The sequence below is a fragment of the Sphingomonas jinjuensis genome (assembly GCF_014197105.1).
GTDB classification, from domain to species: domain Bacteria; phylum Pseudomonadota; class Alphaproteobacteria; order Sphingomonadales; family Sphingomonadaceae; genus Sphingomonas; species Sphingomonas jinjuensis.
Map to the genome: position 1 here is coordinate 198,784 of NZ_JACIEV010000004.1, position 21,810 is coordinate 220,593.

The 21,810-nt window shown below is 69.0% G+C and carries 16 protein-coding genes and 1 tRNA gene; 9 read left to right on the forward strand and 8 right to left on the reverse strand.

Annotated features, from left to right (window positions below; all coding sequences use genetic code 11):
• Nucleotides 1-211: 211 nt before the first annotated feature.
• The 6 genes from GGQ80_RS08615 (at nt 212) to GGQ80_RS08640 (ending at nt 4,415) form a co-directional block, all read left to right on the forward strand.
• Entirely contained in the window at nt 212-955 is a 744-nt protein-coding gene (locus GGQ80_RS08615) for a 16S rRNA (uracil(1498)-N(3))-methyltransferase (RefSeq protein ID WP_183983776.1), read from the forward strand.
• A 45-nt stretch (nt 956-1,000) separates the two neighbouring features.
• On the forward strand, nt 1,001-1,414 hold the full coding sequence (locus GGQ80_RS08620) for a nuclear transport factor 2 family protein (RefSeq protein WP_183983778.1): 414 nt from the start codon (nt 1,001-1,003) through the stop codon (nt 1,412-1,414).
• A 57-nt stretch (nt 1,415-1,471) separates the two neighbouring features.
• Complete coding sequence (locus GGQ80_RS08625) at nt 1,472-2,842, forward strand: glutamate--cysteine ligase (RefSeq protein ID WP_183983780.1); 1,371 nt, start codon at nt 1,472-1,474, stop codon at nt 2,840-2,842.
• A 19-nt stretch (nt 2,843-2,861) separates the two neighbouring features.
• Complete coding sequence (locus GGQ80_RS08630; protein ID WP_183984090.1) at nt 2,862-3,896, forward strand: glycoside hydrolase family 43 protein; 1,035 nt, start codon at nt 2,862-2,864, stop codon at nt 3,894-3,896.
• Between the two features lie 16 nt (nt 3,897-3,912).
• Entirely contained in the window at nt 3,913-4,254 is a 342-nt protein-coding gene (locus tag GGQ80_RS08635; protein WP_183983781.1) for a TfoX/Sxy family protein, read from the forward strand.
• An 87-nt stretch (nt 4,255-4,341) separates the two neighbouring features.
• Nucleotides 4,342-4,415 (forward strand) — tRNA-Gly (locus GGQ80_RS08640).
• Nucleotides 4,416-4,431: 16 nt separating this feature from the next.
• Here GGQ80_RS08640 and GGQ80_RS08645 read toward each other — a convergent pair.
• The 5 genes from GGQ80_RS08645 to GGQ80_RS08665 all read right to left on the reverse strand — a co-directional run bounded on the left by GGQ80_RS08645 (nt 4,432) and on the right by GGQ80_RS08665 (nt 12,486).
• On the reverse strand, nt 4,432-5,445 hold the full coding sequence (locus GGQ80_RS08645) for a glycosyltransferase family 4 protein (RefSeq protein ID WP_183983783.1): 1,014 nt from the start codon (nt 5,443-5,445) through the stop codon (nt 4,432-4,434).
• 4 nt (nt 5,446-5,449) lie between these two features.
• Nucleotides 5,450-7,018: an alpha-amylase family glycosyl hydrolase gene (locus tag GGQ80_RS08650; RefSeq protein ID WP_183983785.1), complete on the reverse strand. Its 1,569-nt coding sequence runs from the start codon at nt 7,016-7,018 to the stop codon at nt 5,450-5,452.
• Nucleotides 7,015-8,136 carry a glycoside hydrolase family 130 protein gene (locus tag GGQ80_RS08655; RefSeq protein WP_183983787.1) on the reverse strand — a complete coding sequence of 374 codons (1,122 nt, stop codon included), beginning with the start codon at nt 8,134-8,136 and terminating at the stop codon, nt 7,015-7,017. Before GGQ80_RS08655 ends, GGQ80_RS08650 begins: the two co-directional genes overlap by 4 nt.
• Nucleotides 8,137-8,182: 46 nt before the next feature.
• Nucleotides 8,183-9,277 carry an acyltransferase family protein gene (locus GGQ80_RS08660; protein WP_183983789.1) on the reverse strand — a complete coding sequence of 365 codons (1,095 nt, stop codon included), beginning with the start codon at nt 9,275-9,277 and terminating at the stop codon, nt 8,183-8,185.
• A 98-nt stretch (nt 9,278-9,375) separates the two neighbouring features.
• A complete protein-coding gene (locus GGQ80_RS08665; protein ID WP_183983791.1) occupies nt 9,376-12,486 on the reverse strand; it encodes a TonB-dependent receptor domain-containing protein in 3,111 nt (1,036 codons plus the stop codon).
• A 300-nt stretch (nt 12,487-12,786) separates the two neighbouring features.
• On the opposite strand from GGQ80_RS08665, the gene GGQ80_RS08670 reads away from it, so the two are divergent.
• The gene (locus GGQ80_RS08670; protein WP_246346963.1) at nt 12,787-14,283 is read left to right on the forward strand and encodes an MFS transporter; all 1,497 of its coding nucleotides are present in this window, start codon (nt 12,787-12,789) and stop codon (nt 14,281-14,283) included.
• The gene (locus tag GGQ80_RS08675) at nt 14,280-15,272 is read left to right on the forward strand and encodes a serine hydrolase domain-containing protein (protein WP_183983793.1); all 993 of its coding nucleotides are present in this window, start codon (nt 14,280-14,282) and stop codon (nt 15,270-15,272) included. The genes GGQ80_RS08670 and GGQ80_RS08675 overlap by 4 nt, the downstream gene beginning before the upstream one ends.
• 91 nt (nt 15,273-15,363) lie before the next feature.
• On the opposite strand, the gene dacB is transcribed toward GGQ80_RS08675, so the two are convergent.
• Nucleotides 15,364-16,740 carry a D-alanyl-D-alanine carboxypeptidase/D-alanyl-D-alanine endopeptidase gene (dacB, locus tag GGQ80_RS08680; protein ID WP_183983795.1) on the reverse strand — a complete coding sequence of 459 codons (1,377 nt, stop codon included), beginning with the start codon at nt 16,738-16,740 and terminating at the stop codon, nt 15,364-15,366.
• A 180-nt stretch (nt 16,741-16,920) separates the two neighbouring features.
• Between dacB and GGQ80_RS08685 the strand changes: the two genes are divergently transcribed.
• Nucleotides 16,921-18,768 (forward strand): amidohydrolase family protein, encoded by a 1,848-nt coding sequence (locus GGQ80_RS08685; RefSeq protein ID WP_183983797.1) that lies wholly within the window; start codon nt 16,921-16,923, stop codon nt 18,766-18,768.
• A gap of 175 nt (nt 18,769-18,943) precedes the next feature.
• On the opposite strand, the gene GGQ80_RS08690 is transcribed toward GGQ80_RS08685, so the two are convergent.
• Both GGQ80_RS08690 and GGQ80_RS08695 read right to left on the reverse strand, forming a co-directional pair.
• Nucleotides 18,944-20,167, reverse strand: a complete 1,224-nt coding sequence (locus GGQ80_RS08690) for a dicarboxylate/amino acid:cation symporter (protein ID WP_343050958.1) — start codon at nt 20,165-20,167, stop codon at nt 18,944-18,946.
• A 35-nt stretch (nt 20,168-20,202) separates the two neighbouring features.
• Complete coding sequence (locus tag GGQ80_RS08695) at nt 20,203-21,771, reverse strand: N-acyl-D-amino-acid deacylase family protein (protein ID WP_183983799.1); 1,569 nt, start codon at nt 21,769-21,771, stop codon at nt 20,203-20,205.
• Nucleotides 21,772-21,810 lie beyond the last annotated feature (39 nt).

The following is a 21,810-nucleotide window of genomic DNA, read 5'->3' on the forward strand; positions in this document are numbered from 1 at the left end:
ACTGGCTGGTCGTAGTGGGACTCAGTCACATCCGCGACTATGGATCCCCGCCTTCGCGGGGATGGCAGGAAAGTTGGGGCGACCGCCGCCGCGTCCCAACCGTCATGCTGAACTCGTTTCAGCATCTCTGGCCACCCGCGCACGCCATCATGGGAGATGCTGAACCAAGTTCAGCATGACGAAGTCGGCAAGGTTTCGCTAAGCCCGACCCATGACCGCCACCCCCGCCTGGCCGCCGCAATCCACCCCGCGGCTCTACGTCCCCGGCCCGCTCTCCGCCGGCCCGATCACGATCGACGGGCCGCAGGCGCACTATCTGGTGCAGGTGATGCGGATGAAGGCGGGCGATCCGCTCAAGCTGTTCGACGACGCGACCGGCGAATGGCTCGCAATCGCGGCCGACGTCGGCAAGCGCCGGATCACGCTCGACATCACCCAGCAGTTGTCGCCGCGCGAGACGGTGCCCGACCTGTGGCTATGCGCCGCACCGCTGAAGAAGGGGCGGGTCGACTGGCTGGCGGAGAAAGCCTGCGAGTTGGGCGTCGCCCGGCTGCAACCCGTGCTCACGCGGCGCACCGTCGTCGACCGGCTCAACCTCGAACGACTCCATGCGCATCTGGTCGAGGCCGCCGAGCAGTGCGGCCGCACCGCGCTCCCCGCTCTCGCCGAGCCGGTGAAGCTGGCGGCCCTCCTGCGCGATTGGCCCCAGGACCGCACGTTGTTCTTCGCCGACGAAACCGGCGGCGTGCCGGCGCTCGAGGCGATGCGCGCGCATCCCGGCGCGGCGGCGATCCTGATCGGGCCGGAAGGCGGCTTTGACGCGGACGAGCGCGACGCGATCCGCGCGCTACCCCAGGCGGTCGGCATCGGCCTCGGCCCCCGCATCCTGCGCGCCGACACTGCGGCGGCGGCGGCGGTATCGCTGTGGATGGCGGCGGCGGGGGACTGGCGCTAACCACGATCGTGTGTTAGCCGGGCGACACACTTCGAAAGGTCGCCGATGATCCGCCATGCGTTGTTCGCCGTCTCGCTCCTCGCCGCCGGCCCCGCGCTGGCGCAGGCGACAACGCCTGAGGCGGCGGTCGACGGCTATGTCGCCGCCCAGCGCGACTTCGACCAGGCGGCGCTGACTAGATTGACCGCGCCCGACTTTGTCGAAATTTCGCCGGTCGGCGAGGTCGATCCGCGCGACAAGGTGATCGGCTTCTACGCGCCCGACAAGAAGCGCGAGGCGCCGCCGGTGACCGTCACTGAAAAGACCGTCCGCCGCTTCGGAGCCACCGCGATCGTCACGATCCGGCTCGGCTATGGCCCGATGGGGCTGCGTGGCGTCTATGTCGCCCGGGCAGACAAGGACGGCTGGCGCCTAGTGTCGGCGCAATACACCCCGATCCGCACGCCCAAGCCCGCCTGATCCATCGCACATAACGAGCCGCTGGCGAACCGGTTCATCCCCGCGTAAGGCGCGCCCATGACGACCAAGACCGCCGTGGTGACCGACTCGCCGATCATCGAGTCGCGCGACCAGCTGATCGCCAGCTTCGCGCGCGGCGAAAAACCCGCCGAGCGCTGGCGGATCGGCACCGAGCACGAGAAGTTCGTCTATCGCCGCGACGATCATCGCGCGCCGAGCTGGGACGAGCAGGGCGGCATCCGCGATCTCCTCACCCAGCTGCAGCGCTTCGGCTGGCAGCCGGTCGAGGAGAACGGCAAGCTGATCGCGCTGATCGGTGCCGACGGCTCGGTCAGCCTGGAGCCCGCCGGCCAGTTCGAGCTGTCGGGCGCGCCACTCGAAAATCTTCACCAGACCTGCGCCGAAACCGGCCGTCACCTCGCGCAGGTGAAGGAGGTCGGCGACGAGCTGGGGATCGGCTTCCTCGGCCTCGGCATGTGGCCCGACAAGGCGCGCGGCGACCTGCCGCTGATGCCGAAGGGCCGCTATCGCATCATGCTCAACCACATGCCGCGCGTCGGCAGCATGGGGCTCGACATGATGCTGCGCACCTGCACGATCCAGGTGAACCTCGACTATGCGTCCGAGGCCGACATGGTGCAGAAGTTCCGCGTCGGTCTCGCGCTGCAACCGCTGGCGACCGCGCTGTTCGCCAATTCGCCGTTCACCGAAGGCAAGCCCAACGGCTTCCTGTCGTACCGCAGCCATATCTGGTCGGACACCGATCCCGCACGCACCGGCATGCTGCCGTTCGTGTTCGAGGACGGCTTCGGCTACGAGCGCTACGCCGACTATATGCTCGATGTGCCGATGTACTTCGCCTACCGCGATGGTCAGTATATCGACGCCGCCGGCCTGTCGTTCCGCGATTTCCTGAAGGGCGAGCTGTCGGTCCTGCCCGGCGAGAAGCCGACGCTCGACGACTGGACCGACCATCTGTCGACCGCCTTCCCCGAAGTGCGGCTGAAGACCTTCTTGGAAATGCGCGGCGCCGACGGCGGGCCGTGGGGCCGGATCTGCGCGCTGCCCGCCTTGTGGGTCGGCCTGCTCTACGACCAGGGTGCGCTCGACGCGGCGTGGGATCTGGTCAAGGGCTGGTCGCTCGACGAGCGGCAGACGTTGCGCGATGCGGTGCCGAAGCTCGGCCTCGACGCCCCGCTGGGCAACGGGCGTCTGCGCGACATCGCCGCCGAGGTGATCGACATCGCCTCCGCCGGGCTGTCGGCGCGGGCGCGGCTCGACAAGGCGGGCGACAACGAAACCGGCTTCCTCGATCCGCTGCGCGAGATCGTCCGATCGGGCAAGGTGCCCGCCGAACGCCTGCTCGAACGCTATCACGGCGCCTGGAACGGCGACGTGGCGAAGGTGTACGACGAGGCGAGCTTCTGATCGCGAAAGGGATGCGATGATGCGGACGCTGCTGATCGCCGGCGCGCTGCTGGCGGCGACCGGCGGCAATGCGGCGCGGCCCGCCCGCCCTGCACGAAATGCGGCGGCACCGCTGACTATGCCGGCGATGCCGCTCCACGATCCCTGGATCGTCGCCCACCGGGCCAGCGGCACCTATCACCTGTTCACCCGCAACGAGCCGGCGCTGACCGGCGACCGCCGTCTCGGCATCATGGCCTATACCAGCCGCGACCTGAAGCACTGGCGTCGTCCGCAGCTGGTCTTCACCCTGCCCGCCGACAGCTGGGCGAACGACGGAGCCTGGGCGCCCGAGGTTCATCGCTGGCGCGGGCGCTGGTATCTGTTCGCGACCTTCCACAACGAGGCGATGGCGCTGCCGCCGGTCGGGCCGCGTCGGCCGGTCCGGCGCAGCACCATCCTGGCGGTGGCCGATAGCCTGGCAGGACCGTTCCGCCTCGTTCGCGACGGCGCCCCGCTCGTCGATCCGTCGCGCATGACGCTCGACGGCACGCTCTACGTCGATTCCTGGGGCAAGCCGTGGCTCGTCTATGCGCATGAATGGGTGCAGATCGGCGACGGGACGATCGAGGCGATGCCGCTTACCGACGACCTCGCCGCCGCAGGGGCGCCGCAGCTCCTGTTCAAGGCGTCCGACGCGCCATGGGTGAAACGGTCGTCGAAGCCCGCCGCCGAGCAGGATTTCGTCACCGACGGCCCCGAACTGTTCCGCACCCGCACCGGCACGCTGCTGATGCTGTGGTCGAGCTACGACGCGAACGGCTATGTCCAGTCGCTCGCGCGGTCCCGGTCGGGCACGCTTGCCGGGCCGTGGGAGCAGCTGCCGCCGCTGGTCCGTGCCGACAGCGGCCACGGCATGCTGTTCCGGCGGTTCGACGGCACGCTGATGATGGTCCTCCACCGTCCGTTCAACAACGCGCGCGGCAAGCTCTATGTCATGCGCGACGCCGGGGACCGTATCGAGGTGGTGCGCGAGGCCACCGAACTGGACGGCGAGACCCGGCCCACCCACTGACCGACAGGAGAAGTCCATGGCCTCGCAGCGAAAGACCGTCGACTTCCTCGTCGAGCAACTGTCCGGGGCGGGCGCCGTCACGGCAAAGCCGATGTTCGGCGAATATGGCGTCTATTGCGACGGCACGATGATCGCGATCGTCGCCGACGACCAGCTGTTCGTCAAACCGACCGCCGGCGGCCGCGCCCATGCCGCGGGGGCCGAGGAAGCACCGCCCTATCCCGGCGCCAAACCGAGCCTGCTAATCGACCCGGACCGCTGGGACGACGCCGATTGGATGAGCGCGCTGGCCCACATCACCGCCGACGAACTGCCGCCGCCCAAGGCCGGGGCGCCGAAGCGAGCGAAGACGCGATAGAGCGTCCGCCGTCGTCGCCGCGACCACCCCTTCTTGCGCCGTTGACGCCAGCCTCTCCTTCATGGCATTGCCCGCGTCGCCTGATGTGCGGGTGTAGCTCAATGGTAGAGCAGAAGCTTCCCAAGCTTACGACGAGGGTTCGATTCCCTTCACCCGCTCCAGACTGACCATGACGGCTCAGGCGCCCCCCAATATCTCCCGATATAGCGCCAGGTAGCGCTCCGCCATCACGTCGACCGTGAAGCGTTCGGCCACCGCCGCGCGGGGCGCCGCGCGGTCTAGGGCGTCGATGCGGCCGATGGCCGTTACCACGTCCTCGGCGCGATCGACGAGATAGCCCGTCACGCCGTCGTCGATCAGTTCGGGCATCGATCCGCGCCGTGTGGCGATAACGGGGGTGCCGCAGGCCATCGCCTCGACCACCGACAGGCCGAACGGCTCGTCGAAGTTGATCAGGTGGAGCAGCGCCGCCGCGGCGCCGAGCATGCGGACCCGCGTCTCGCCGCCGACCGGGCCGTGATAGAGGACGCGATCGCCGTCGACGTGCGGGGCGACCTCGCGCTCGTAATAGCCGCGATCCTGGACGATGCCCGCCATGTGCAGCCGCCGCCCCGCGGCACGCGCGGTCGCGATCGCCTCGGCCGCGCCCTTGTCGGGATGGATACGACCGAAGAACAGCAGATCGTCGCTGCCCACCGTATCGAAGGCAAAGTCGTCGAGGACGATGCCGTGGTGGATCGTCGCGGCATAGCGAAGACCCTCGGCGCGGTCGGCATCGCTGATCGCGACATAGTGGATGCGATCCTCGAACGGCTTGTACATCGGCATGATCCGGTCCGACGAAAAGCCGTGGATCGTGGTCACCATCGGCGTCGCGGCGAGCGGCGCGAAGGCATGGGCGGGGAAGTCCGCCTGGTTGTGGATCAGGTCGAACTCGCCCGCGCGCGCGAAGATGTGCGAAAGGTGGCGATATTCCCACACCTTGGCGTCGATCGAGGGGTCTTCCTCATAGGGCGCGGGCACCACGCCGGCGAGCGTGCCCGCGGTATGGCTGTCCTGCGTTGCGAACAAAGTCACGTCGACGCCGCGCGCAACCAATGCCTCGGTCAGCAGGCTCGTCACCAACTCCCACGGGCCATAGTGGCGCGGCGGCGTGCGCCAGGCGATCGGCGCGATCATCGCGATTTTCATGGGCTTACCTCTTCAGAATGACGGCGGCGTCGGCACCGAGCATACCGCCGGACAGGCCGCCACCGATGCTCAGCAGCGTCTCGCCGCCGGGCAGCGCCGTTGGCTGCGGCGTATCGCCCAGATTCAATGCGACGACGATCGCCTCGTCGCCATGGTGGCGCTCATAGGCAAGAACATCACCCGCCGCCGGCAGCGCTTGCCAGCTGCCGATCGCCAGCGCCATGTGCGCGCGGCGCAGCGCCAGCAACTGGCGGTGGAGCGCCAGCATCGACCGATCGTCCGCCGCCTGCGCCGCGACGTTGCGCGTCTGCCAGTCGGGGCCGAGCGGCAGCCACGGCTCCGCGGTCGAGAAGCCGGCATGCGCACACGCATCCCATTGCATCGGCGTGCGCTCGGGATCGCGGCCCAGGCCATAGCCGGGCTCACGCAATTCACGCGGGTCCATGACGCGGTCGGGCGGGATGATGCCGTCGACCATGCCGATTTCGTCGCCATAGTAGAGTGTCGGCGTGCCCCGCAGCGTCAGCAGCAGCACTGCGGCGACGCGCGCCTGCGCCTCGCCGACGCGGGTCGCGATCCGCGGCTGGTCGTGGTTGCCGAGCACCCAGTTCGGCCAGGCACCGGCGGGCAGTGCGCCCTCATAATTGGCGATCATCCTGCCGATCTCGCGCGCGTCCCAGCGGGCACCGATCAGCTGGAAGTTGAAGGGCAGATGCACTTCGGGCGCCGCCGCCGAGCCGTAATAGGTCATCAGCTTCGGCACCGGCAGATAGATTTCGCCGATCAGCACCCGTTCGCCGAACTCGTCGGCGATGGCGCGCATCGCCGCCGCCAGCTCATGCACCTCGGACTGGTCGGTCGAATGGGTCTGGAACACGCGATCGCGCTCGCCCATCGCCGGCACCCAGTCGGGGTTCCAGGGATTGTCGGGAAAACCCGGGTGCTTGACCATGTGCCATAGCACATCGATGCGGAAACCGTCGACGCCGCGCGCGAACCAGAAACGCAGCACATCCATCATCGCCGCGACGACGTCCGGGTTGCGCCAGTTGAGGTCGGGCTGCTCCTTCAGAAAGGCGTGGTAGTAATATTGCCCGGTGCTCTCGTCCCATTCCCAGGCCGAGCCGCCGAAGTCGCTGATCCAGTTGTTGGGCGGCCCGCCATCGGGTGCGGCGTCGCGCCAGATGTACCAGTCGCGCTTGGGATCGTCGCGCGACGAGCGGCTGGCCCGGAACCAGGGATGCTCGCTCGACGTGTGGTTGGGGACGAAATCGAGAAGCAGCTTCAGCCCGCGCGCGTGCGCCGCCGCGGTCAGCGAGTCGAAATCGGCGAGGCTCCCGAAGCGCGGATCGACGTCGCAGTAATCGGCAACGTCATAGCCGAAGTCGGCCATCGGCGACGGATAGATCGGGGAAATCCACAGCGCGTCGACGCCGAGGTCGACGAGGTGATCGAGCCGCGCTTCGATCCCCGCGAGATCGCCGACGCCGTCGCCGTTCGAATCCTGGAACGAGCGCGGGTAGATTTGGTAGATGACGGCGGATCGCCACCAGGGCGCGTCCTCGCCGCTCACCCGAACTCCCCCTTGGCGATCCGCGTCATGCGGCAGGCGAGGTCCGCCTCGCCGCTGGCGATGAGCCAATCGTCCCCAGCATCGACGATGCCCGTCGAGAACACCACCGGGGTCGGCAGGTACATCTGGTGCGCGATCGGCGCGGTCAGCGCCGGATCGGCCTCGATCAGCGGCGTCGCATCGTCGATGGCGATCAGCCGCGTCGCATCGTCGCGGTCGAACAGCGCCCAGAAGCTGCGATACACGCCCACCGTCTCGCGCGATTCGACGCCGTGCCAGATCGCCAGCCAGCCCTTGTCGGTCAGCACCGGCGGGGTGCCGCCACCGACCTTCATCGCCGAGGTCGATCCCTTGCGCGCCCTGATCCCCGGCGCCTCGACGGGCTTCCAGTGCAGCGCATCGGGCGAGGACGCGAGATTGATCGACGGCCCGCCGACATAGTCGCTGCCCGGCGGATAGGCGAAATACACCTCGCCCAGCGGCCGCGTCAGCGCCAGGAAGCGGCCCTGCGGCTTGCCCTCGAAGAACAGCATGTCCTTGTTCTGGTGATCGAGGATGATGCCCTCCAGCCGATAGTTCAGCCCGTCGTCGGAGGTGTGGAGGGTCGTCGAATGCCGCTCGGCGCTGACCGAGCAGGTCGTCATGTACCAGCGCCCGTCGATCCGGCTGATCCGCGCGTCCTCGACGCCATAGTCCTGCCAGGTCGCGGCCGGCTCGATCGCGTGATCGTAATGGACGTCGACGACGCGTCGTCCCTCGGGATCGAGCTCCACCGGCAGCAGCCAGGACAGCGAGGTCAGCGCGAGCATGCGATGGCGGCTCGCCTTCAGCGCGAACTGGCGCGGATCGGCCATGTCGACCGCGTCGAGCGGCCAGGCGTCGAGGACATAGCCGTCCGCCGTCCAGCGGATCGCATGGACCATATCGCCAGCCACCGGGTCGCGCAGCGCCTCGGCGACGCGCACCATCAGCAGCAGGTTGCCGCTCGGCAGTCGCGTCATCCCCGGATTGAACGCGCCCAGCACATAGGTGTCGACATCGATCCCCCGCCGCAGCGGCGAGCGGGACAGATCGACATCGTCGGGGGTGAAGATCAGATAGTCGCGATTGCTCGGCATCGGCGCCCAAGCGCGCGAACGCCGCCGATCGTTCCGGCGGCGTATCCTATGGCGCGACGACGGTCGCTTCCTCGCGCAATGCGGGACCAACCTTCACGCGATCGGGTTGCCGCCGCAGTCGGGGTAGAAACCAGCGCTCCACCGCATACCAGCTCACCGAACCAGCAAGGAGTGACAGCGTCAATGACAGCACGATGTAGGTGCTAAAGCTGATCGATCCTCGCCCGTAATGCTCGAGCAATCGCTGGATCGGAAACCCATAAAGATAACAGCCATACGAAAAGTCCCCGAAACGCGCCACATCGGGCAACCGCACGGTTCGTGAGAAAGCCGGCAGCAATACGCCATAAGTCAGCGTGGGCGGTAGCATGGTTCGCGTAACGATACTTCGCCAGGGGTCAGCGATCGGCAGATGCGACGCGAGGATCGTTGCAACGAGCATGAGGGCGAACACGATCGCATTGCGCGGCAGGCGATCACGATTGAGGTAGACAGCGCCGCCGAGCAGAAATGGCGGCGCAACGTTGAACCAAAAATAGGGAAAGCCAATGATCGATTCAATCAGTCCGCCGCCCGGACGTCGGCCTGTCGCATCGAGCCAGACGCGCACCAACATTACCCCGGCCGCGGCGATCGCATAGCTCCAGCGCCGCTTGATGAGCCCGGTCAGTCCAAGCCCCATGACCCCGATATAGCACCAGAATTCAAAGGGAATGCTCCAAAGCGCACCGTTGACAGCGGGCAAACGGTCAGCCCCGACAATGAAATTGCGCAGCAGCAGGTTCGACAGCATCCCCTGAATATCGCCGACCGTCAGATCGCTCCACCGCCAGTCTGAAATCAGCGGAACAAAGACCAGCGACGATACCGTCACCGAAACAAGGTACCCGGGGTAGATACGCGCCACGCGCTTTTTCAGAAATTGCAGAGGGGACTTCGTCCGCTCGTAGCTCAGCGTGATCAGAAAGCCGCTGATCGTGAAGAACGCGAGCACACCAATATTGCCGGCGTTGTATACACCACCAAATAGGCGGGAAATCGGTTCGCCGTCCTCAGTGCCCAGCCACAGCGCGAAGCAATGCGACCACACCACGAGCAGCGCCATCAACAAGCGAATGGCGTCGAAGTTGTTCGCCCGCAACGCAGCGCGTCGCGGGGAATCAACAGGTCGGTGGAGCGCATCATGCTCCCACTGCTACCTTTCCAGGTGCCGCATCGCCACAGCGGTTTCGTCCCGATTCAGAACTTCACCTCCACCGACATGGTGTACGACCGGCCGCGCGGGTCGGCGATGCGGGGTTCCCAGCTGCCGCCGGCACCGGTGTTGCCGTCGTAGGTGACGGCGAAGGGCGGATCGATGTTGAACAGGTTGCGCACGCCCGCGGTGATGCGGAAGCCGGGGGCGAGGCCGGTGTAGCTGCCCGACAGGTTGTAGATGATATAGTCGTTGACCCGCGTGTTGTAGTCGGGCCGCGTCACCGTGCCCGCAGCGATGCCGGGAAGCGCGAAGTTCTTGTAGCCCTTGCGGAAGATCTGGGTGAACGCCAGCACCCACTGGTCGGTCGAATAGCTGACGAAGGCATTGTGCTTCCACCGGACGCCAAGGTCGCCGGCAAAGGTGAACACGCCGATCAGGCTGGGGCCATAGGCCGATGTCGGCGTCAGCTTCTCGCGCTTCTTGAGCAGGTACGTGCCGTCAAGTCCCGCCGAGAACAGCCCGCCGAGCGCATTGACGCCGCCGCGCAGCGCGACCTCCAGCCCCTGCGTGCGGCGCGAGCCGGCGTTGATCCAGGTGTCGTCGAGACCGATGATCGTGCCCGAGGCATCGCGCTGGAAACGGGTCGGGAACAGCGCGGCGTTGTCGATCAGCTGGCGCAGCGTCAGCAGCTGGATGGTATCGTCGACGTCGATCTTCCACCAGTCGACCGAGGCAGAGAACATCGGCGCCGGCTGGATGACGACGCCGGCGCTGAACTGGCGTGCCGTCTCCGGCCCCAGCTGCGGATTGCCGCCGGTGATGACGTCGGGCCGGATGATCGCACAGGCCGGCACCGTCGCGTTGGGCACGCCGCCGGGGCAGCGGATCGGATCGGCGAGATCGCTGCCCGAATAGGGCGAGACGGTCGCGCCGTTGAAGATCTGGTTGAACGCCGGAACGCGGAAGCCGGTGTTGTACGATCCGCGGAACAAGAGCGGCGCCCACGGCCTGAACTTGATCGACACCTTGGGGTTCGTCGTCGTGCCGAAGCCGGTATAGTCGTCGACGCGGCCCGCCGCGCTCACCTCCAGCCCCGGCAGGATCGGCACCAGCATTTCGGCATAGGCCGCCTTCACCGTGCGATTGCGGGGGGTCAGGGCGTTGACGTTGTCGAAGGCGGCCAGGAAGATGTTGGGTGCGGTCGCGGCGGCGGCGGCCGAACCGTTGAACGAATAGGTTTCGCGGCGATAATCGATGCCCGCGGCGAGCTGGACCGACTGGTCGCCCCACAGCCGGAACAGCGGGCCCGAGATCGAATAGTCGACCTGGCGAAGCTCGTACTTGCCGCCGTACAGCGTCGCGCCGAACGCCGACACGGCGTTGAGGCCGGCCAGCGCGGCATCGCTCTGCTGCAGGCTGAAGGGGTTGAGGATGCCGCTGTTGATCAGCCCCGCCAGGCCCGGCCCCGCGGCCCCCGGCGCGGTCGGCGCGCTGGGATCATAGGCACCGCTCGCCAGCGTGCCGCGGTAGTAATAGCCGCTGCCCAGCACCGACGTGGCCTCGGACCGCGAATAGCTGCCACCGGCGCGATAGTCCCAGCCCTCCCACAGCGGGCCCTCGGCGGCGAGCGCGATGCGCAGCGTCTTGGTGTCGGTCTTGTACTCGCGCGGGCCGCAGGCGATGCAGCGCCAGCGGAACGCGATCGGCTTGCCGTAATTGGCGGCGACGCCGGGGAACTGCCCGGCGATGGCGTTGTAGACCGCGTTGTACGTCGGTGCGGTCAGGCTGTTGAGCGGATAGGTGACCTGGAAATTCGACGTGTTGGTCGACACCTGCGGGTTGGAGAAGCTCTTCGCCGACTTGGCGTCCGAACCCGTCACCTCGAGCGACAGCTCGTGGCTGCCGACCGGGCGCCACACGGCGCGCGCGTAATAGGTCAGCGTCTCGATCGGCTGCTGGATCACCGCGGCGCGGCCAGTATCCCAAGCGCAGGCATAGCGCGCGCTGGCGTTGTTCCACAGCTGGGCATCGTACGCCATGCCGCCGTCCATCGACTCGCAGCCGGCGCCGCCCGGCAGGTTCAGGTAATTGATGCCGCCCGCGCCATAGGTGGTCGTGCCGCCGGGTACGAGCAGGCCGTTGAGCGGCCCGGTCGCGGCCGCGCCGCCGTTGGTGAAGGTGCCGCTGGTGCCGCCCAACAAGGTGCCGACCTGCCCCGCGAACGCGCCGCGCTGGATGTTCGCGGCGTTGTTCAGCGCGAAGGCGGTGGCGATCGGGGTGCCGCGGGTGTCGATCGACAGGCCGCGATTGGGCTGGTTGCCGTTGACGAAGTCGCGATCCGACCCGCGCAGGATCTTGTTCCAGCTATAGGCGACCGCGCCCATGATGTTGAAACCCTGGCGGTCGAGGTCGCCATAGCCGGCGATCGCCGACAGGCGATAGATGTTGCCGCCACCCTCTTCGGTGATGTCGTTGAACGCCTGGACGCCGATGCCCTTGTAATCCTTGCGCGTGATGAAGTTGATCACGCCGCCGATCGCGTCGGTGCCATAGATCGCCGAGGCGCCGTCCTTCAGCACCTCGACCCGCTCGATCGCGGCGAAGGGGATCTGGTTCACGTCGACCGCCGAGCCCGACAGGCCGTGCGCGGCGACGCGGCGGCCGTTGAGCAGGACCAGCGTCGCCGCCGATCCCTGGCCGCGCAGGTTCGCCGCCGACAGGCCGTTGGTGCCGCGCTGCGCGCCCGAGGTGACGTCGGCGTTCGACGCCAGATTATCCGCGCCCGAGCCGTTGGTGGTCAGGAAGCTGATGAGCTGTTCGGGGCTGCTGAGCCCGTTGCGGGTGATTTCTGCGTTGGTGATAATCTGCAGCGGCAGCGCCGAGTTGTTCGGGTCCTGCTTGATCCGCGATCCGGTGACGATGACCTCGCCGTTGGTCTGCTCGGTCGCCGCGAGGTTCGCGCCGCTGAGCGGCGTCGCCGCGCCGGTCGGGGTGTTGGCGGGCGGCGTCTCCTGCGTCGTCGCGACGACGGCCGGGGGCGCGTCACCCGTCGCCGGCTCGACCACGGCGCCGGCGGTCTGCGCGATGGCCGCGGGGCTGGCGAGCGCCGAGCCCGCAAGAAGGACGGCCCGAACCAGGGCTGAGCTGCGCATCATATGTTTCCCCCTCGCCCGCGCTCCCCATGGGCAGGCTTTGACCGTGAATAGTCATCAATCGGTCACGGAACGGAAGAGGGTTTTTCGGCGCGCTGCACAATTTTTGTGGGTGACGCGAGGAAGCCACAGGCGCGGCCCCGTCATCCCCGCGCAGGCGGGGATCCATAGTCGCAGGTGGCATTGGGACCCACGTCGTTCAGCGAGTATGGATGCCCGCCTTCGCGGGGATGACGAGGTAAGGGCGGAGGCAGCACGCCCCGTTGACGCCGCCCGCCATCCCGCGGAAACCTCGCGCCGATGCACCCCGCCCCCGACCTCGCCGCGGACCTCGCCGCCGCACCGGCAAGCCGCCGCCAGACGATGGCGCTGTTCGGACTGCTCGGCTTTTCGGCGGGTCTGCCCTATTACATGTTCTCCACCGTGCTCGCCGCACGGCTGACCAAGCACGACGTGGACCTCGTGCTGATCGGCTTCTTCGGCTGGGTGCAGCTGCTGCCGACGTTCAAATGGACCTGGGCGCCGCTGGTCGACCGGTTCGCCATCCCCGGCTTCTCGCGCTTCTGGGGCAAAAGGCTCGGTTGGATCATGCTGGCGCAGCTCGGCATCGTCGCGTCGATGGTCGCGATGGCGTTCACCGCCAGCGATGCCAGCCTGCCGCTGACCGCGCTGTTCGCCGTCCTGCTCGCCTTCTGGACGACGACGCTCGAGGTCGCAGCCGATGCCTGGCGAATCGAGCTCGGCCCGACGCCCGAAACGCAGGGACCGCTCGCCGCCGCCAACCTGTGGGGCTATCGCAGCGCGATGGTGGCGTCGGGGAGCGGCGCGCTGATCGTCGCCGACCATGCCAGCTGGACCGCCGCATACCTCGTCATCGCCGCCGCCGCCGCGCTGGCGCTGCCGCTCCTCGCCACGCTCAAGCGCGATGCGAGCGGCACCGGCGAACGCTGGGTTGCGATCGGCACCGGGCTGGTCGCGAGCGCCGCGATCCTCGCCGCCGGCGTGCTGCTGACCGCGGTGGTGGGCTGGGCGGTGCTGGCAGCAGCGCAGGCGATCGGCATCAGCGCCAAGACCAATGCGACGCGCGCCGTGCTCGTCATCGGCCTCCTGCCCTTCGTCCTGCTCGCCGCCGCGCTGCCGCGGATCAGGCGACTTCATCCCGACGCCCCCTTGCGAACCTCGTCACTGGTCGCGCCTTATGTCGATATCTTCTGGCGGTTCGGCTATGCCGCGCTGCCGGTGCTGGCGTTCGTCAGCTTCTATCGCATGGGCGACGTGCTGACGCTGGCCTTGTCCAAGCCGCTCGAGATCGCCGCCGGCTACGACCTGACGACGATGGGCGTCGCCGACGGCGTCATCGCGCTGCCGTCGAGCATGGTCGGGGTCGCGCTCGGCGCATGGCTGGCGGTGAAGCTTCGCCTGCCGGTGGCGCTGGCGATCGGCGCGGCGACGTCGGCGGTCGGCAACTGGATCTTCGTGTGGCTGTGGTACGCCGCCCCCAGCGCCTTCGTCATCTATAGCGCGACCGCGCTCGACCAGTTCGCGCACGGGCTGGAGGGCGCGATCTTCGTCGTCTACCTGTCAATGCTGGTCAATCCGCGCTGGCCCGCGGCGCAATATGCCTTTCTGTCGGGCTTCGCCTTCCTGCTGCCGCGGCTGATCGCCGGGGCGGGCGGCAATATTCAGCGGGCGATCGGCTGGGACGGTTTCTTCTGGCTGTCGGGCGGGCTTAGTCTCGCTGCCGTCCTGTTCCTGCCGGTAATCGCTCGCCTGCGTCCACGTGAGGACGCCGCATGATCGAGGCCGCCGCCGATGCCGGCTTCGCGATCGCCGCCGCCGCGATCCGGGCCGGAGAGCTGCCCTGCGCTGCGCTCGGCATCGTCACCGCCGATGGCCGCCGCGCGGTGCGGCTGGCGGGCGATGCGGTGCCCGAACCGCTGACCCGCGCCCATTGGTTCGACCTCGCCTCGGTCAGTAAGGTGCTCGCCACGACGCCGATGATCCTGGCGCTCGCCGACGAGGGGCGGATCGACCTCGACCGCCCGTTGACCGACGCCATCCCCGACCTGCGCCAATATGACGTCGCCGGCGCGGCGGAGCGGCGGCTGACGTTCCGCGACTGCCTGTCGCACGCCACGCATCTGCCCGCGGTCGAGCCGATCTACACCTATGGCGACGACCCCGCGCGGCTGCGCGCCTTCGTCCTCCAACGCGAATGGCGGGCGGGACCGGCGGTCTATTCGGACATCAACTTCATCCTGCTGGGGATTGCGATCGAACGGCTGACCGGCGCACCGCTTGACGCCTGGCGGCTGGCGCCCGGCCTGTCCTATCGCCCGCCCGGCCCCTGCGTCGCGACCGAGGCCTGCCCCTGGCGCGGCCGGGTGATGAAGGGCGAGGTGCACGACGAGAACGCCTTCGCGCTCGGCGGCGCGGCGGGGCATGCCGGGCTGTTCGGGACGATCGACGGCGTCCTCGATGCGGCGCAGGCGCTGCTGACCCGCGACATGCCGGCGGTCGCGGCGATGCGCACCCGGATGAACGGCGACCGCACCGCGGGGTGGGAACGGCGGTTCGATGGCTGGCCCGGCGGCGATGGCTGTTCCGACGAGACGATCGGGCACACCGGCTTCACCGGCACGGGGCTGTGGATCGACTATGGCCGCGGGGTGGCGTGGACGCTGCTGACCAACCGGGTGCATCCGAGCCGGCATTCTCGTGAGGCGCAGCGGATCTATTCGCTGCGGCCCGAGGTGGGGGATGCGGTGATCGGGGCGTTGGACTAACCACCCTCACCCTTCGCCGCCTGCGGCGGCTCTTCCCTCTCCCGCTGGGAGAGGGAGGGAGCGGCGAAGCCGCGGAAGGGTGAGGGTGACCTTAGTTGTCCGCCGCCACCTCGACCAATGTCGCATCCACCGCCGCCGTCCCGCTCTGCCCCTCGGTCACGTCGTTGACGAAGCTGGAGAAGGTCAGCACCCGCCCGCTCGCCGCGATCAGATAGCCCGACAGCGCGCTGGTGGCGCTGAGTGTCCCCGTCTTGGCGAAGATCTTGCCCGCCAGCGCGGTCCCCGCAAAACGCCGCTTCAGCGTCCCGTCGAGCCCGCCGATCGGCAGCGTCGCCCGCCACGCCGCGCCCCAGGGCTGGGCCGCCGCCCAGCGTAGCAGCGCGACGCCGGCGCGCGGGCTGACGCGATTGTAGCTCGACATCCCCGAACCATCGGCGAAATCCCACCCCGCGCGCGGCGCACCCGCCTGCACCAGCGTCGCCGCGACCTTCGCGCGGCCATCGGCGATCGAGCCGGTGCCGTCGACCGCGCCCAGTCGGCGCAGCAACAATTCGGCGTGGAGGTTCTGGCTGACCTTGTTGGTCAGCGCGATATCCTCGGCGAGCGGCGGCGGCGTCAATCGGGCGAGCACCGGCGGCTCGGGCGGCCGGGCGGCGGGTGCGGTCCCGCGCACGGCCGGATCGTCGGCGGCGACGAGCCGCCGATGCCGCACCTGGACACCCCCCGTCACCCGAACGCCGCGCGCCTCGAGCAGCGTCTTGAGCCGCCACGCCGCATGATGCGCCGGATCGTCGATCCCGACGCGCAACTGCTCCTCGCCACCCGGCGCGATCGTGCCGTCGAGCCGAAGCGAGCGCTCGCCGGGCATCCGCGTCGCGTCGATCGACGTGCGGGCGCCCGGCACGACGTGGTTGTCGATCGCAAAATAGCCGCTGGTGACTCCCGCCTGGGTAACGGTCACCACCGCCTCGTTGTCATCGAGCGTCAGCGCCGAGATGCCCGTGCCCGACCGCGTCGGAATGTTGTTCCAGCTCATCCCGGGGCTCCAGCGCTCGTCGGGGAAGGCGCTGTCGTCGCCGACGACGTCGCGAACCCGCCGCGCCACCGCCGCCACCGCATCGGCGAGCGTCGCCAGGCAGTCGGCCCGGCAATCCGGCGCGCTCGACAGCCGCGCATCGCCATGCCCAGCGAGAATCACGTCGCCCCCCTCCAGCCGCACCGATGCGCCGCCGGAATCGTCGGGCGCGTCGACGGGCAGCGTCGCATAGGCGGCGGCGGTGGTGAACAGCTTGGTGTTCGACGCCGGGATGTAGCGGCCGTCGGGATCGACCGCCACGATCTCGCGGCCCCCCTCGTCGACCACGAGCAGCCCGGCGCGGGCGCCTGCGGGTAACCGGCTGTGCAGCGTGGCGGCGGGATCGGCGAGGGCTGGGGTCGCTATCAGCAGGATGGGGAGGAGAGCGCGCATAGGCGCGAAACTATCGCTCTTGGAACACTTCGTCATCCCGGCCTCGAGCCGGGATCCATCGTCGCGCGAGCGACTCACGACACAATTGACCTAGCCGCTCGCTGAAGGTTGGACCCCGGCTCAAGGCCGGGGTGACGGAGGGGGTTGTGACGGGGCGCACTCCGCGACACACTCGCCCCCATGCTCCGCCCGCTCCTCGCCCTCGCCGCGGCGCTGTTTCTCGGCAGCGGGTCGAGTGAGGCACCCGCCAGCGACGCCATCCTGATCCGCAGCGCGCGCGTGTTCGACGGAACCGGTGCCCCCGCGCAAACGGCCGACGTGCTGGTCGAGGGCGACCGGATCGTCGCGGTCGGCCCGCACCTCGTTAAGCCGCGCGGCGCTCATACCATCGACGCCAGGGGCCTGACGCTCCTGCCCGGCCTCCACGACCTTCACACGCATCTGCGCTCGCCCGCCTTCGCCGCGCCCGACGACCTGGCCAAGGCCTATGCCCAATATCTGCTCGCAGGCGTCACCAGCGTGAACGACTATTCGCTGTCGGGTGAGATGATCGAGCCGATCCGCGCGATGACCGCGTCGGGCCAGGTCGTCGCGCCACATCTCGAGCTGGCGGTGCGGCTAGGCGTGCCGGGCGGCCATGGCACCGAGTTCGGCTGGGGCAGCTATTTCACGCTCGAGGCGGCGACGCCGCGCGCTGCGCATGCCGCGATAAAGGCCGCGCTCGCCTATCGACCCGACGTCATCAAGGTCTTTGCCGACGGCTGGCGCTACGATCGATCGCCCGACCTCAACAGCATGAACGAGCCGACGCTGGCCGCGATCGTCACCGATGCGCACGCAGTGAATACGCCCGTCATCACCCATACGGTAACGCTGGAGGGGGCGAAGGTCGCCGCTGCCGCCGGGGTCGATGCGGTCGGGCATGGTGTCGGCGATGCCGGTATCGACGACGAGCTGATCGCGCTGATGCGCGCGCATCGCACCGGCTATGTCGCGACGCTGGTCGTGTATGAGCCGCAGCAGGATCGCACGTTCCTGCCCACCGAATGGCGCGACCTACGCGCGCCCGAGCGCGCCCGCGAACAGGCGCGGATGGACGCACCGATCGCCGCCATCCCCGCGTTGGAGGAGAAGCGCTGGCAGATCATGCGCGACAATATCGCCCGGCTGAAGGCGGCGGGGATCCCGATCGGCATCGGCACCGATGCCGGCATCGGCGGCGTCTATCACGGCACCTCGACGATCCGCGAGATCCGCCTGTTGACGCAGCTCGGCCTCACTCCTGCCGAGGCGCTGGCGGCGGCGACCAGCGTCAGCGCGCGGCTGATCGGATCGACCGACCATGGCCGCATCGCACCCGGCCAGCGCGCCGACCTGGTACTGACGGGCGGGCGGCCGGACGAGCGGATCGACGACCTCTACGACGTCCGCCGCGTGTTCGTGTCTGGGCTGGAAGTGCCGCTCAAGCGGCTGCGCGCACTGGTCGATAGCGATCGGCCCTCGCCGTTGCCGGTGGTGCGAATGACGGGGCCGATCGACACCGGCGCGCGCGGCGACGGGCGCACCGACCTTAATACGCTGCCGGTCGATTCGACGGAGGCCGGCGTCGACCACAGTCACCTCGACGTCGTCCGCCCTGACGAGGGCGCGGCGAAGCGGCTGTTCGTCACCGCGCGGATGGGCGGCGGGCCGCGGCCCTATGCCCAGCTGGTCGTGCCGCTGACCAGGGGCGCGATCCTGCCAGCCGACGCCAGCGGCTTCACCGGCATCGCCTTTACCGCGCGGGGGACTGGCGAGTATCGGCTGATCCTCGACAGTTACGGCATCGACGGCGGCGCCGCCTTCGCCGCGCCCTTCACCGCCGGCGAACAGGAGGTGGAGGTGCGGCTGCCGTTCAGCGCCTTCACCTCACCGGATGGCGCCGTCCGCCTCGATCCCGCACGGCTACGCGCGCTGGCCTTCCGCCTGTCGGGCGAACCGCGCGGGCGCGAGTGGCTGCAACTGGCGAAGTTACACTTTTATCGGTGATTCTCGCGAAGCCGCCACGACGCGAAGAAGTTGTGCGCGCGCGGAGGCGCGGAGGCGCGGAGGACGCAGAGATGGCGTGCTCGCCGCGCCAGCGGCGCTTCATTGACAGACGTTGGGGTGCAGCCGCGCCGCCTTGCAGCATATCGCTTCGCGCCTCTGCGCCTCCGCGCGACAATCAAATCCTTCGCGTCTTCGCGTCTTCGCGTGAACCCTCATAAATCCTAACATCCAGCTCCCCCTCCAGCCGCGCGACCGTGGTTGCCACCGCCAGGTTCGCGCTTGCGCTCGGCACGGTGCGGGTCATGTCGAGCAGCCGGTCGAACGGCAGCACCAGGCCGACGACGAGCGCGGTCTGTTCCGCCGCGACGCCGCACGCGCTCAGCACCGCGGCCAGCATGAATAGCGAGGCGGAAGGCACCGGCGCCGTCCCGAACGCCGCCAGCGCGCCCGTGCCCAGCACGGTCAGATAGATCGCCGGCGTCAGCGGCACCGCGAACGCTTGCAACGCGAACAGGCTGAGCAGGCCGACGTACATCGCCGTCCCGTCCTTGCCGATGCTCGCGCCGAGCGGCAGCACCGTCGAATAGACCGGCCGCGCGACGCCGAGCTTTTCCCCCGCGACGCCCATCGCCACCGGCATCGTCGCCGACGACGAGGCGGTGGAGAAGGCGATCACCAGCGCGTCGACGATCCCGCGAAAGAACGGCAGCACCGGCAACCGCGCGACCAGCCGCAGCAACAGGCTGTGGACGACGACGATCTGGATCGCGGAGCCAAGCACCACCGCCGCCGCCAGCCAGCCGATGTTGACGAACACCGCCCAGCCGTTCGCGGCCACCGCATTGGCGATCAGCGCGAAGACCCCGAACGGCGTCGCCTCCATCACCAGCGCGACGATGCGCAGCAGCACGCTCGACAGCGACTGGAGCAGCGCGGCGAACGGTCGCCCCGCTTCGCCCGCCAGCACCGTGCCGACGCCCGTCAGGATCGCGACGACGATCAACGCGAGCATGTCGCCCTTCGCCAGCGCCTCGACGATATTGGTGGGTATGATGCCGACCAGCTGGTCGTAGGGCGTCACCGCCGGCCCCAGCGCGTGCGCCGCAGCCTGGCCGACGAGCGCGCCGACGCCCGGCCGCAGCAGCGTCGCGACGAGCATCCCGACCGCCACCGCGATCAGCGTCGTGGCCGCGAACAGCGCGATCGTCCGCCCGCCGATCCCGCCCAACCGCTTGGGATCGCCGAGCATGGTGATGCCCGCCGCGATCGTCACCAGCACGATCGGCGCCACCAGCATGCGGATCGCGCGAACGAACATGTCGCCCACGAACGCCACCGCCGGCGTCGCCCCGGGCGCGACCAGCGCGAAGACGAGGCCAAGCGCGAGCCCGCCGAGCACGCGCTGCCACAGCGGGATCGCGAACCAGGCGCGGATCAGCGCGATGGGCAGCTCCCCCGCGTCGGCCGATGCGGCAAGGCGCGACCTGCAGCGACGCCGGCGACGCGCCCGTCCTCCACGGCGATGCGGCCGTTGACCGTCACCAGCCTCACCCCGACCGCGGTGAGCGTCGGCTGCTCATAGGTCGCGCGCGGTGCATAGGTCTTGGGATCGAATACCACGACGTCGGCAAACGCCCCGGCGCGCAGGTGCCCGCGCCCCGCCAAGCCGAACGTGTCGGCGGTCAGCGCGCTGCTGCGGTCGACGAAGTCGCGCAACGAGATGATCCGCCGCCTGACGACATATTCCGCATATTTGCGCGCGAAGCTGCCGTAGACGCGCGGATGCCCGGTCGACGCGTCGGAGCCGGTCATCACCCAGGGTGCGCGCATGAACGCCTCGATATCGCGCTGGCTCTGGTTGAACGAGGCGACGGCGGGGTCGTGGACGCGGATCGTCGCGATCGCCGCCGCGATCGGATCGACGCCCATCCGCCGCGCCACCGCCGCCAGCGTCCGGCCCTTCTCGGCGCCTTCGGTGATGAGCAGCGCCGCCGGGCCGCCGCGCTTGCGCAGATTTTCGCGCATATCGGCGGCGAGCCGAGTCGCCAGCGTCGCATCGTCGAACCGCTTCAGCAATGCCGCACGGCCGCCGTCCTGCGCCCAGAGCGGCACCAGCGCGGCGACCAGGCTCGTGCCGCTGGCGTCGTACGGATATTGGTCCGCCGTCACCGTTTGGCCATGCGCCAGCGCCGCCTCGACCATCGCGATGATCGCCGGCGCCTGGCCCTGCACGTCGATGCCGAGCGCCTTGATATGACTGATGTGGACCGGCATCTGCGCCTGCCGCCCGATTGCGATCACCTCGGCAACGGCGGCCTTCAGCCCGACCGTGTAGCTCGATTCGTCGCGGATATGGCTGTCATAGGTGCCGCCCCGCGCCCCTGCCTCGCGCGCCAGCGCCGCCACCTCATCGGTCCGCGCGAAGCTCTGCGGCGCGTAGAACAGCCCGGTCGACAGCCCCATCGCACCGTCGCACATCGCCCCTGCGACCAGGGCGCGCATCCGTGCCAGCTCGTCGGCGGTTGGGGCACGCCTGGCAGCGCCGACCACCGCCTGCCGCACTGCACCGAACCCGACATAGGCGGCGTAGTTGATCCCCACCGGCCGCGCCGTCGCCCGACCGAGGACCGCCGCCACATCAGGCTCGCCGCCGCCGTCGTTGCCGATGAACGCGGTCGTCACCCCCTGAAGCAGGAACGCCGGGATCAGCCGACGCGCCGCATCGGGCGACGAGAGGTCGTCGCCGACATGGGTATGGGGGTCGATGAAACCGGGCGCGACCACCATGCCCCGCGCCTCGATCGTCCGCCGCGCCGGCATCGCGGCATGGGGGCCGGCATAGACGATGCGATCACCCGCGATGGCGACGTCGCCGACGAAGGGATCGCCGCCCCCGGGAAATACCGTGCCGCCGCGAACGATCAGGTCGGCAGGCCGCGCCGCAGGCGCCGCACCTAGCAGCGCGAGGCTTGCCAACCCGACCATGGAAACGCTTCGCCGCATTCGGCATAACGTTCTGCCTAACCGGGGTGAGGTCAACGG

What these genes read in the sequence shown, in the direction of transcription:
- GGQ80_RS08615 (WP_183983776.1), top strand. Translation starts at nt 212, where the DNA reads ATGACCGCCACCCCCGCCTGGCCGCCGCAATCCACCCCGCGGCTCTAC.
- GGQ80_RS08620 (WP_183983778.1), top strand. Translation starts at nt 1,001, where the DNA reads ATGATCCGCCATGCGTTGTTCGCCGTCTCGCTCCTCGCCGCCGGCCCC.
- GGQ80_RS08625 (WP_183983780.1), top strand. Translation starts at nt 1,472, where the DNA reads ATGACGACCAAGACCGCCGTGGTGACCGACTCGCCGATCATCGAGTCG.
- GGQ80_RS08630 (WP_183984090.1), top strand. Translation starts at nt 2,862, where the DNA reads ATGCGGACGCTGCTGATCGCCGGCGCGCTGCTGGCGGCGACCGGCGGC.
- GGQ80_RS08635 (WP_183983781.1), top strand. Translation starts at nt 3,913, where the DNA reads ATGGCCTCGCAGCGAAAGACCGTCGACTTCCTCGTCGAGCAACTGTCC.
- GGQ80_RS08645 (WP_183983783.1), bottom strand. Translation starts at nt 5,445, where the DNA reads ATGAAAATCGCGATGATCGCGCCGATCGCCTGGCGCACGCCGCCGCGC.
- GGQ80_RS08655 (WP_183983787.1), bottom strand. Translation starts at nt 8,136, where the DNA reads ATGCCGAGCAATCGCGACTATCTGATCTTCACCCCCGACGATGTCGAT.
- GGQ80_RS08665 (WP_183983791.1), bottom strand. Translation starts at nt 12,486, where the DNA reads ATGCGCAGCTCAGCCCTGGTTCGGGCCGTCCTTCTTGCGGGCTCGGCG.
- GGQ80_RS08670 (WP_246346963.1), top strand. Translation starts at nt 12,787, where the DNA reads ATGCACCCCGCCCCCGACCTCGCCGCGGACCTCGCCGCCGCACCGGCA.
- GGQ80_RS08675 (WP_183983793.1), top strand. Translation starts at nt 14,280, where the DNA reads ATGATCGAGGCCGCCGCCGATGCCGGCTTCGCGATCGCCGCCGCCGCG.
- dacB (WP_183983795.1), bottom strand. Translation starts at nt 16,740, where the DNA reads ATGCGCGCTCTCCTCCCCATCCTGCTGATAGCGACCCCAGCCCTCGCC.
- GGQ80_RS08685 (WP_183983797.1), top strand. Translation starts at nt 16,921, where the DNA reads ATGCTCCGCCCGCTCCTCGCCCTCGCCGCGGCGCTGTTTCTCGGCAGC.
- GGQ80_RS08695 (WP_183983799.1), bottom strand. Translation starts at nt 21,771, where the DNA reads ATGCGGCGAAGCGTTTCCATGGTCGGGTTGGCAAGCCTCGCGCTGCTA.